Annotated in this window: 9 protein-coding genes and 3 pseudogenes; 8 read left to right on the forward strand and 4 right to left on the reverse strand. The window is 61.8% G+C overall.

Features of this window, described 5'->3' with window-relative positions; genetic code table 11:
- The first annotated feature begins 3 nt into the window (after window positions 1–3).
- The 4 genes and pseudogenes from PQQ96_RS11825 to PQQ96_RS11840 all read left to right on the forward strand — a co-directional run bounded on the left by PQQ96_RS11825 (window position 4) and on the right by PQQ96_RS11840 (window position 3,964).
- Window positions 4–1,575, forward strand: a complete 1,572-nt coding sequence (locus tag PQQ96_RS11825; protein WP_408291787.1) for an LPD7 domain-containing protein — start codon at window positions 4–6, stop codon at window positions 1,573–1,575.
- 10 nt (window positions 1,576–1,585) lie between these two features.
- A complete protein-coding gene (locus tag PQQ96_RS11830; RefSeq protein ID WP_408291788.1) occupies window positions 1,586–2,107 on the forward strand; it encodes a plasmid stabilization protein in 522 nt (173 codons plus the stop codon).
- A 1-nt stretch (window position 2,108) separates the two neighbouring features.
- Window positions 2,109–3,158: a relaxase/mobilization nuclease domain-containing protein gene (locus PQQ96_RS11835; protein ID WP_408291790.1), complete on the forward strand. Its 1,050-nt coding sequence runs from the start codon at window positions 2,109–2,111 to the stop codon at window positions 3,156–3,158.
- A 9-nt stretch (window positions 3,159–3,167) separates the two neighbouring features.
- Window positions 3,168–3,964 (forward strand): annotated as a pseudogene (locus PQQ96_RS11840) (DNA adenine methylase).
- 96 nt (window positions 3,965–4,060) lie between these two features.
- Here the strand turns inward: PQQ96_RS11840 and PQQ96_RS11845 are convergent.
- Window positions 4,061–4,489 carry a hypothetical protein gene (locus tag PQQ96_RS11845; RefSeq protein WP_408291792.1) on the reverse strand — a complete coding sequence of 143 codons (429 nt, stop codon included), beginning with the start codon at window positions 4,487–4,489 and terminating at the stop codon, window positions 4,061–4,063.
- A 294-nt stretch (window positions 4,490–4,783) separates the two neighbouring features.
- A complete protein-coding gene (locus tag PQQ96_RS11850) occupies window positions 4,784–5,125 on the reverse strand; it encodes a hypothetical protein (RefSeq protein WP_408291794.1) in 342 nt (113 codons plus the stop codon).
- 629 nt (window positions 5,126–5,754) lie between these two features.
- On the opposite strand from PQQ96_RS11850, the pseudogene PQQ96_RS11855 reads away from it, so the two are divergent.
- The 4 genes and pseudogenes from PQQ96_RS11855 to PQQ96_RS11870 form a co-directional block, all read left to right on the forward strand.
- Window positions 5,755–5,877 (forward strand): annotated as a pseudogene (locus PQQ96_RS11855) (IS110 family transposase); the annotation flags it as partial.
- 1,495 nt (window positions 5,878–7,372) lie between these two features.
- Window positions 7,373–7,915 carry a hypothetical protein gene (locus PQQ96_RS11860; protein WP_408291795.1) on the forward strand — a complete coding sequence of 181 codons (543 nt, stop codon included), beginning with the start codon at window positions 7,373–7,375 and terminating at the stop codon, window positions 7,913–7,915.
- 9 nt (window positions 7,916–7,924) lie between these two features.
- Window positions 7,925–8,617 (forward strand): nucleotide-binding protein, encoded by a 693-nt coding sequence (locus PQQ96_RS11865; protein WP_408291797.1) that lies wholly within the window; start codon window positions 7,925–7,927, stop codon window positions 8,615–8,617.
- On the forward strand, window positions 8,610–9,332 hold the full coding sequence (locus PQQ96_RS11870; RefSeq protein WP_408291799.1) for a hypothetical protein: 723 nt from the start codon (window positions 8,610–8,612) through the stop codon (window positions 9,330–9,332). Before PQQ96_RS11865 ends, PQQ96_RS11870 begins: the two co-directional genes overlap by 8 nt.
- Window positions 9,333–9,392: 60 nt before the next feature.
- Here PQQ96_RS11870 and PQQ96_RS11875 read toward each other — a convergent pair whose 3' ends face one another.
- Both PQQ96_RS11875 and PQQ96_RS11880 read right to left on the reverse strand, forming a co-directional pair.
- Entirely contained in the window at window positions 9,393–9,608 is a 216-nt protein-coding gene (locus PQQ96_RS11875; RefSeq protein WP_408291801.1) for a hypothetical protein, read from the reverse strand.
- A gap of 156 nt (window positions 9,609–9,764) precedes the next feature.
- A pseudogene (locus PQQ96_RS11880) lies at window positions 9,765–10,365 on the reverse strand (hypothetical protein); the annotation flags it as partial.

Raw genomic sequence — 10,365 nt, forward strand, 5'->3', positions numbered from 1 at the left:
TCCATGATGGATGAAACCGCAACTTCTTCCGGCCCGCGTGCAGACGAACCGGTCATCAACGTGATCGAACCGGACCCGCCGCTCGTCCCGGATCCGCAGGGCGCCGCCGAGGGCGCGGAGCGCTTCGATCAGACCGCGGCCGACGCACTGGCCGCACGCCGGCGCCGAGAGTACGATGCAGTACGGGCGCGGCTGCGCGATCAGGCCACCCAGTCGGACGCACCATCGCAGGCCGCTGCACAGCAACCGGCGTCTCAGGCGGCGTCCCGTGGCACCGACGATGCATCCGCGACGCGCTCGGCACCGCTTGCCAGTCCCCCGGAGACGGTGCGCAAGCGCTACCTGCGGGCCGGCAACCAGTATTTCCTGAAAGACCCGCCGCATCAGCTTGCGTTCGAGGATATCGGTCCGTACCTCGTGACGGAACACAACCGCCCCGATGTCGTCGAGTCGATGGTGGAGATGGCCCGTGCGAAGGCCTGGGGGCGCATCCGGGTGTCGGGCCACGAGCAGTTCCGGTGCGAGGTGTGGGTTCAGGCAACGCTGCTCGGCATCGAGGTCAGCGGATACGAGCCGAAGGCAGTCGACTTTGCGCGTCTGACCGAAGCCCGTCGTGACCGGATGACGAACCGCATCGACGTGATGCAAAGGTCTCCGGCCGCGCACGTTCCTGAGAACCGACCAGAAGCGCCCGAGGCGGCGCCTGGCCCCAAGGAATCACAGGCGGCGCCACCAGCGAGGCGCGATGCTCATCAGCAGTCGGACGCTCGTGCGGCGGCTCCGGCTTCGCCAGCGCCTGCGGAGCTGCCCCGGACTGCTCCCGCCTCCGAAACGGGACCACGCGTTGCCGAGCCCGAGGGGCAGGAGAGACAGCGCTATATGGGCGAACTGGTCGAGCATGGCGGTGCGCCCCATCAGCACAACCCTGCGCGCAGCGACTCGTATTACGTCGTCTATCGCGATACGGGTGGTGCGGACCATGTCGTCTGGGGTGTGGACCTGGAACGGGCCGTGGTGGACTCCGGCGCGCTTGCCGGACAGCAGGTCATGCTCGAAAACCTCGGCCGGCGGCTCGTGACAGTGATGGTCCCGGTTCTCGACGCTACGGGAAATGTGATCGGCGAGGAGGAAAAAGAGGTCTATCGCAATACGTGGCAGGTCGATGTCGTGGGGCAGGAGCGGACGCAGTTGGATCCCGAGGCGCGCGGCAGGAGGGGAGACGCCGGAAGGAGTGAAACCGCAGCGCCGGAAATGCCGGAGCAGGCGCAGACGCAGGCCGCACGTCGGCGTGAGCCTTCCGTCGTGTCGCCCGGGGAGCGTGCCGTGCAGATGGCGGTGCTGACCGCCGCGATGCGGCAGCAGGGCTTCAGCGAACGATCCATTGCGCGCGTGCAGCAGCGTGCGCAACGGCTGATGACTGCATTCGAGGCAGAGGGTGTCACGGTTCCAAGACCGCGTGTGATCGATCCTGATGCGCCCTCCACGCGCAGCCGCCGCACCCGCGCGGCTCCGGAGCGCGTCCCGACCCGGGAGGTCGAACGTGGACCGTCCGAACCCGCGCCTCCGTCCCTGTAGGAGCACAGGCATGGCCACGCGTGCGCGACTGTGTGTGGATCTCGGGCGAGCGAAATCGCGCTGGGAGGCATGGTGTGCGCTTCACGGTGTAACGGCGGCCGATGGCGTCCGGCAACTGGTCCACGGTGTGCTGAGCCAGGACGAGTCGCCAGACGGGGCGCCTGGGCCTGAACATCGTTGCCTGCAGGTCGAGGGGCATCGCGAACGCGTCGAAATCCGTCTCACGCTGGAGGAACTCGAAGTGGCCAGACGACGTGCAGTGACTGGTGGAATGAATGTCAATCGCTGGATAGTTGCGGTGATCCGCGCGCAGCTCGTACATGAGCCGCAACTGGGCGAGCGCGAGATGCGACTGCTTGCGGACTCGAACCAGCATCTGGCCATGATCATGACGTTGCTCGGTCGGTTGCAGGCAAGCGGTGGTGCGCGCGACGCGGCGCACGTGCTTGAGGACATGCGTGCTGTGATCAATGCGCACCTGCGTGCGGTGACGCAGGTGCTGCGCGCCAACCTCGATCGCTGGTGCCGCTAGCATGTCGTTCCCGAAGACATACGTCGACCAGATGCTGGTGAACTGGGGGGACCGGCTTTTTCGTGATCCGCTGCGGCACGTGCGTGCGCCACGAATGTCACGCGGGGAGCTTCAACGCGATGTACGACGCATGCGCGAGCAGCTTGCCCGCACGCTCAGGCGCACCCCCGAGGTGATGGTCAAGATCACGAACAAGGCGTCGCGCGCGCAGGGCATGGGCGCGGTGCGCCGTCATCTGCGCTACATCTCGCGTAATGGCAAGGTCGAACTCGAGGATCAGGACGGCATGACCATGCTCGGCCGCGAGGCACTGCACGATCTGACTGATGCGTGGCACCTCGGTGGCTGGGGTATCCCGGAAGAAAGCCGCAGGCGAGAGGTGTTCAACGTGCTGCTCTCGATGCCGCCGGGCACGGATCGGCGGGCGGTGCGCAACGCCGCGCGCGCGTTTGCGGCTGCGGAATTCGGCGACGGCAGACGGTATGTTTTTGCCGCGCACAATGACGAGGCGCATCCGCACGTGCATCTGAGCGTGCAGGTACGCGGAGCGGATGGGAAGCGTCTCAACCCGCGCAAGCGCGACCTGCAACGCTGGCGCGAGCGGTTTGCAAGGCAGTTGCGCGAGCATGGTGTGGAGGCCAATGCGACGAGGCGATTCGCTCGGGGCGAGACCCGGCGCTATCCGAAACAGGCTGTTGTGCATATGACGGCGCGCGGCGAAACAGCGGATTACTGGCGATCGGAGCCGGGTGATCGGGCCCGTCGCACCTTGTGGGGCGCCCACGCTGGGTCGCTCGAAGCATGGCAAGGCGTGGTTCATGCGATGACCGGATCGCAGAGTGCCGATGACCGGAGCGTCGGAGCAATGGTTACGGACTTCGTGCAGACGATGCCCATTATGCGCGATTGGCCCGGCATGGGGCGCACCCACTCGAATGAAGTAGAGCGTCGTCACGCCCCGTTGCACGAGCGCGGATTACGTGGCGCAGAGCGGAGCGAGATCCAGCGGGAACTGTTTCCCGACGATCCGGGTGTGCGGATGGAGCGCTGAGCAGAAGAGATGTCAACGGCGATCATTCCGTGGATAGGCAGCAAGCGGCGGCTCGCCGACGTGCTCATTCCGCGATTTCCTCCGCGCCGCTGCTACGTTGAGGTGTTTGCCGGTGCTGCGGCGCTGTTTTTCATGCGCCCACCGGCTGAGGTCGAGGTGCTGGACGACGTGAACGATGACCTTGTGAATCTTTGCCACTCGTGGTGCAGCATCATCTCGAGGAGTTCGTGAGGCAATTCAAGTGGGCCTTGACTAGTCGCGAGGTGTTCAGGTGGCTGAGCGATACACCAGTGCACACGCTCACCGACATCCAGCGTGCGGCACGTTTCTACTATCTGCAGCAGAACTGCTTCGGCGGCCGCGTTGAAGGGCGGACGTTCGGCACGGCGACGACCTCTCCACCGGGGCTGAATCTTCTGCGAATTGAGGAGACGTTGTCGGCGGCCCATCTCAGGCTGTCGGGGGCATATATCGAAAAAGCTGGGCTGGCACGACTGCGTCTCTCGCTACGATCGGCCCCACACTTTCTTCTACCTCCCCCCCCTTACTGGGAAACAGAGGGCTACGGCTTGCCGTTTGAATATGATCAGTACGAGTGCATGGCATTTGGAATGCTGGGCGGGTTGCAGGGGCACGCCATCCTGACGCTCAATAATCATCCGGCGATGAGAGCACTGTTCGCGCAGTTCGATACGGAATGCGTCGATATCCAGTACATCGTTGGCGGTGCGGGCAATACCGCACCGCGCAGCGAACTCATTATCTACAGCTGGGACAGGGCGAAAGACCCCGTGGGACTGCTCTGATTTTGAAGTGGCCGCGAGCGCGATAGATGCTCGTGCAAACCCGGACTGGTGCGGCGTCTTGAGTCGTAGCGAAACGGTAATATGCGGTGCTCGCTCTCAGGAATCGACGAACCACGCAGGTCCCGCCTTGTATGATGCGATGACGATGACCACCATCGCGACTGCAAGCAGGGGAAAGCTGGCGACAGCCAACGGAAAGAACAGTGCAAACTGAAGGGTCGACCCTCCAATGCCGTAAAGGAGATCTGTATCGCGAATGTTCTCGTAGAGCAGCCATGCTGTTGCAGCGAGGCCAAGGGAAACGAGAATGAGTCCGTCGGACAGGGGCGTGTGGTGGAGCGTTGCGTTAGCCCAGAAGTAAAGGCCCCACCAGATCAGGTTAATTGCGATGGCCGTGATCCAGAAGCTTCGCAGCGTGAAGAACGAATGGCCGAAGCGGCGCCGGCAATGCCGGTTGAACAGCTGGACACCCTTTGCTATGGCGATTACAGCCGCTGCGATCAGCGCAAGTTTTAGCCAACCCATGATCCGCTCCTTTGGGCATGGAGTGCGACGTCAAACCACTCTTGTCAGCTCATGAGGCTGAGACAGGAGCGAAGTTTCATCTGCCAAATATAGACGTTTGACTGACGAATACAACGTAGCATTAGCTCGACACAGGTCGGGGACGATGGATCCGTGTCGACTGATTGATCGTGTGTTCTTAACCTGGTTGTCGTTCTCCGTCTCTGACCGGTGTTGTCCGTGAGTTCGTTTTCGCGATCGGTTGGTGAAAGTATGGTGAGGTCGAACAAGCTGGGGCGAAGACTTGAGAAACCGTCAGTCCTTGGTCCAGCCAAACGGGTCCACCCGAGTAACGATCTGCGGAAGAGCCACTGCGGCGGCGATCTTGCCTGGCATCGGCAGATCAAGAATATGGCACCGCTGATCGATTGCCGTATCGACGACGGCTGCTGCGCCATATGCAACCGTGATTGCCGGTTTATGCGATAGGATTCCTAATGATGCCGAACGCGAAAGACTCGCGTGACGGACGTGCTGTTGCAGCGGTTCGGTCAATGCTTTCGCGAAGACTTGTTCTGGAAGCGCAGTCGCGTCGGTACGAAGATTAAAAGTCCCGTGCACATCAATTAGGCGCAAATGAAAGCTAAGTAAAATCAATTACTTGCAGCGGCATCCCTCGACTAACCAACTGAGTTTTGAGCCCTTTTGAGGGGTTTTTCTGCCTTGTTCGGTCCAGTTTTGGTCAAGGCCGACTCATGGGGAGCAGTCCCGATACCGGCACAGAAAATTCAGAATGTGCCGGCGAAGATGATGGAGCCAGCACAGGCGATAAGGGCTTTAACGGCGGGCAGCATATGGCGCTTGGGTTCGTTGGCGCGAGGAAAACAATGCATCGGCGCTCGCATGAAATATTCCCGTATCCTAGATGGACGCCCTTCGCAACGCGGCACCGCGACCAAACCATTCGAATGGCAGTTTCTGTCATGGGAGAGGGTATGAATCAGAGCTATCATACCCCTCATTTTCGGACACTGGCCCTTATATCGACCGGACAACGTCGCCGGATGGCACCTGGCGTGGCCATGCGGAACCGTACACATGCCTGAGAACACCGGCCTCGTGTGGATTTTGCCGGCTTGCATCTCTTTCACGGAATTGAAGGCAAAGACCTGGGGGCGTGCGTCTACTGGCCTGTGGAAGCGATGGGCGAAATTTCAAATCTGAGATTTGTGGCTGACCTCGAGATCAATGCGCCGGAACGTGCGTTTACCGATGAACTCTCCAGATGGATTCTCGATCTACAAAGCCGGCGCGGAACGAGTATCACCGTCGTTGCACTTGCCAACAAGATTGCCCGTACGATCTGGGTGTTGCTGGCTCGAGGGCAGGAATACAAACCATGCGTGTGAAAACCCGCTAGAACATTGCGGCTGAGCATTACCTCTCAACGGTTGCACAAGCGATTTGATTCAGTGGCAAACAGGTCGGACCGTCGGTGACAAAACCTGCGCAGCTCTCGGGCTCTCGAAGCCGTGGATGTACAAAGGCGTCACCGAGCGAAATCCATCGGGGCCAGGCACATATGTGCCATAAACGGGCCGTATGTATATATGCAACCCAGATCCTGTGCGCGATAGGTCAAACCGTTTGGCAAACGGGACGAGACCATGTATAGAGCTACGGCCCATCCCGATCGTCAAAATCTCGAAGACCTGGCGCAACCGGGGGCGTTCATGTAGACATTCTCATATTACCGCTACATGTCAAGTGTTGTTAAATTCCTTTTATGCAAAATTCCAAAATGGCAGAAAAAGGAAGACTTCTCGGTCTCTCAACTGCCGCTGCAGACGGCGAGCTATTCCGCCGGTCACGAATAAAGTTCGCCATGTTCTCGTAGATCTGGGCGATCACCTTACCGGAACACGCAACAGGACCCTGGTCGACGCGAGTCCGTTTGTTGGCAAGCGCAACGTTACTGTGGCCGCGCCCATGTTTATATAGTAGACGCGCGTTGCACACGGCGCCCAAAACCGGCGGTAGCCTATCCTGCAATCACTCATTACCATTGCGCTTTTTGTCGCCCGGAGTAAACGTTTTGCGCAGAGGTTGCGGCTTTCACGCAAATGACAGTTCAGGTCCTGTAGAAACGCTGCGCTACGCCGTGCGAAGAAATGGCGTAACGGTCGCCGTGAAAGCGCGAACGCCGTGCGCTTAACAGGGCTCAAAAACGCGTTTCCTCGTACGTCATGCTCTCCCGTTTCAGTTCATGCGGCGTGCGACTGAATTGCGCCACTCATGCTTACTGCGGCGCGTAGGTCTATGTGTCCCTCGTGCGTATCGGCGCGCGTCAAGGTGGTTACATGAAACGCAAACCGCAGCGTTAGAAATGCGCTTCGGGTGGACTAATGAAATGCGTTCCAGCTGCGAGCCGGAGAACAGGCGGAGCGCAGCGCCTGCGCGCGGCGGATACAGGACGTGGCCAGTGGCGTGCGTACCGCGAGACGAAAGGGGAGCGTGATGCGCGTGTATGAGATGGCGAACGACAGGTAAACCTCATGTCCTGAGGGCGTCACAAGGACGTGCAAGCAGGTTGTCCTGACGGCGTCGGCCTCGCGGCGTCAAGCTTTCCGTGTGCGACGCAAACGCAGTGCGCAACGGCGGCGACAAGCTCTCCACGATCAGCGCAGATCGCCTGCGTAATGACGATGAATGGCAATGCGTCGGGGCGGAAACGTTGCGTGCGTACGACACGTCGAAAAACGTGCGCTGTTCCCTCGTGTTCCCATGCGTTCCCTGGAGTTCCTACGGTGCCTTGCGGCGCACCAGGACGGCGTTGACAGGTGCGCTGTGCGTGAGCAGGATGGTGCGAAGGCGGTGTGTACTGGATGCGTGCTGGAGGTTGCGATGCCTGTTGCCAGGGTCTATCCGAAATCGCAATGGGAGGCGTTGGCCCGGACGCTCGATGCGTTGCCGGAAAAACCGGAGGCCGAACGCGGCCTGAGTGTTCGCGACGCGATGAAAGATATCCGTGGCCGTATCCGTACGGCACAGACAAAGGGCTACACGCTGGAGCAGATCGCGGAGCAGGCAAGGCAGGCGGGCATCGATATCACGGCTGGAACGATCCGTTACGCGCTGCGTTCTGAAGGGAAGCGAAACAGCACCGGAAAGGGAAACAGCGCAGGCAATACGGCACGTCCGGTGACAAAAGCGCCTGCACCGGTCACGGTTACGACACTGCCCCGCGCGCATGGGGCAGCGCAGGGCGGTGCGTCACGCGTGAACAACCCACGCCCTGATGGGCATACAGGCGGACGTACTGAGGGGCGCACGGAAGGCCGCAATGAAGCGCGTCCGCATGGGGGAAAGGCAGAAGTCAAACCGCAACCCGTGCCGGTGCAGGGTTCGCTCGCATTTGCGATCAAACCCGATACCGACGACCTGTAAAGGACGGCAATGGCAACGACCCTCAATCCCATCTATCTGGTAGGTGGCAGCAAAGGCGGCGTGGGCAAAAGCATCGTTGCGCTGGCGCTGGCCGATCACCTGCAACGGCGCGATGCGGGCCTCGTACTGATCGAGACAGATACGTCCAATCCGGATGTCATGAAGGCGGTCCACGGCGAGATCGAATGTGCGGCGTTCGACCTTGACGAGGCGGATGGCTGGATTGGACTCGTCAACTACTGCGATGCGAAGCGCGATGCGGTGGTAATCGTCAATACGGCGGCGCGCAATCAGGCGGGTGTGGCGCGCTATGGCGCGACGCTGGCGAGCACACTCGATGAACTGGCGCGGCGGCTGGTCGTGTTCTGGGTCATTAACCGGCAGCGCGACAGTCTGGAACTGCTGCGCGAATTCGGTGCGACGTTTCCCGATGCGACCACTCATGTGGTGCGCAACGCCTACTTCGGCATGGCCGATAAGTTCACGCTCTATCAGGATTCGAACATCCGCAAGGGGATCGAAGCGAAAGGGAAGTCACTGGATTTTCCGGACCTTGCGGATCGCGTGGCCGATGACCTGCGCAGCCAGCGCCTGTCGGTGCGCAGGGCGGCAGAGACGCTGCCCATCGGGCAGCGTGCCGAACTGCTGCGCTGGCGCTCGCACTATGACGTAATGTTTGCCAGTGTGATTGTCGATGACTGATGGGACATCCGGTGCCTGGACGCGCCCGGGACGTCCGCGCCGCTCGCGGCGCGCCCGCCCGCCCGATCCGCTTGCGCGTCTCTTTCTCGACGTGTCGGGCGAAGTCCCGGACGACGCGAGCATCGCGCGCATGCGACGCGTATCAGCGGCGCTGAACCTGCATGATAACGATGCGCTGTGGTCAGTGCTCGCCGTACTTGAATACTATGCGCGGCTGTATGAGGCGATGCCGGATCGCATCAGGAAGGCGGGCGACGGCAGCCTTGATGCGATGTGCGCCGAAGCGAGAGAAGCGACGGATGCGCTGATGGCGCTGCACCGCGATGCCCTCGCGCGCTGCAAGGAAACGATACGGCTTGCCGAGCACATGATCCGCGAGCACGAGGAACGCTACCGGGGCGCTCTCGCGGGGCTGAACGAGGCCGCGCTCGATGCGCTGGTGGACCGCGCCGCTAACCGGATTGCGCGTGCGGCGGGCAACCGTCTGGTGGGCACGTTCGCCATCGCGGCACGCGAGCAGCGTGCGCGACTTGACGGGGCTGTTGCGGCTTTCGAGCAGGCGACGCAGGAAGCGGGTCGGCAGGCGCAGGTCAGGGCGCAAACACTGGAGCGCCGGTACTGGCGCGCGCTGCGGGCCATACTCGCGCTCGGGTTGATGGTGCTGCTGGCAAGCGCGGCAGCGATAGCTGTCTGGCTGGCCGTATGGCGGAGTTAGCGAACTGGTGGGGCTGGCGCGAGAGGTGGAAAGGGGATTCCCGGCCTGTCGCGTGGCGGGTTAGTGCATGGCATTGCGCCGTGCGATGAATGTCCTGATGTCCATCAGCAACCTGGCCAGATCGTCGGCCTCCAGGGCCAGCATGGGCGAGGCGAAGGCAGCGTCGGCGGCGCGCGTGACAGCGATCCGGAAATGCTCGCCGTTGCGGTATTCGTCGTCGATCACTTCAACCGGGGTTGTGAAAACGTGGCCGCAGCCGTCGTTGATCGTGATCACGATGACCTTGATTCATTGTTTCATGATTGCCTCTGTCCGGATTTGCACGCCTGACGGCATGTGGGGAGTGCGGCGCAGTCCTGCCGGGCTGCGCCGGGTCAGCGGGTTCCACCGGACTGACCGGCGGAACCCGCGCGGATTACGCAGCGTTCTACGTCATTGACGCGTCGTCAGGCAGCGTTGCGGTTGCGGCGGTCGCAGCGGTTGCAGCGGTTGCGGCAGTCGGGAACGGCCACGCGGGTAGCGCACCGTTGCGGTCTGTCGCGGCGGGCTCCTGTGTCCCGGTCGGGCCGTCCATCGGTGAGGGGGGGCGGTGCTTTCGCCGGATTCCGTGCCGTTGATGCGGTCGGGATCGCGGTTGTCGCCGTGGTCGTCGCCTTGTGCGTCGTCGCCTTCCTGCACTTCATCGCCGGTAACGCTTTCCTCGTCATCGCCGGGGTCTTCGGCCGTGCCGTAAGAGCGGGCAACCGGGGCGTCGCGGTCCGTGAAGATTTCCGGCAACCATGCCGACTTCGCCAGTCGCAGTTCAGCGGCGGCTGCCGCAACGGCTTTCTTCATCTTGCCGAGGTCGGCGGCGATCTTCGGTGACACGGCGCTGGCGACGACTTCCGCGATGCGCGCCTTGCTGACATGATCGAAATACGAGGCGCGCGTGGGCGTCCAGTACCGCGTCATGTCGAGGTTCAGCGCGCTGGCAAGCGCATTGATGGCGTGAGGCTTTTCTTCCCCGGCGATGCCGTCGAGCAGGGTGCCAGTA

Origin of the sequence: Paraburkholderia sediminicola (assembly GCF_046027825.1) — a bacterium.
Classification (GTDB): domain Bacteria; phylum Pseudomonadota; class Gammaproteobacteria; order Burkholderiales; family Burkholderiaceae; genus Paraburkholderia; species Paraburkholderia sediminicola_D.

What these genes read in the sequence shown, in the direction of transcription:
- PQQ96_RS11865 (WP_408291797.1), top strand. Translation starts at nt 7,925, where the DNA reads ATGGCAACGACCCTCAATCCCATCTATCTGGTAGGTGGCAGCAAAGGC.
- PQQ96_RS11870 (WP_408291799.1), top strand. Translation starts at nt 8,610, where the DNA reads ATGACTGATGGGACATCCGGTGCCTGGACGCGCCCGGGACGTCCGCGC.
- PQQ96_RS11835 (WP_408291790.1), top strand. Translation starts at nt 2,109, where the DNA reads ATGTCGTTCCCGAAGACATACGTCGACCAGATGCTGGTGAACTGGGGG.
- PQQ96_RS11845 (WP_408291792.1), bottom strand. Translation starts at nt 4,489, where the DNA reads ATGGGTTGGCTAAAACTTGCGCTGATCGCAGCGGCTGTAATCGCCATA.
- PQQ96_RS11860 (WP_408291795.1), top strand. Translation starts at nt 7,373, where the DNA reads ATGCCTGTTGCCAGGGTCTATCCGAAATCGCAATGGGAGGCGTTGGCC.
- PQQ96_RS11830 (WP_408291788.1), top strand. Translation starts at nt 1,586, where the DNA reads ATGGCCACGCGTGCGCGACTGTGTGTGGATCTCGGGCGAGCGAAATCG.
- PQQ96_RS11825 (WP_408291787.1), top strand. Translation starts at nt 4, where the DNA reads ATGATGGATGAAACCGCAACTTCTTCCGGCCCGCGTGCAGACGAACCG.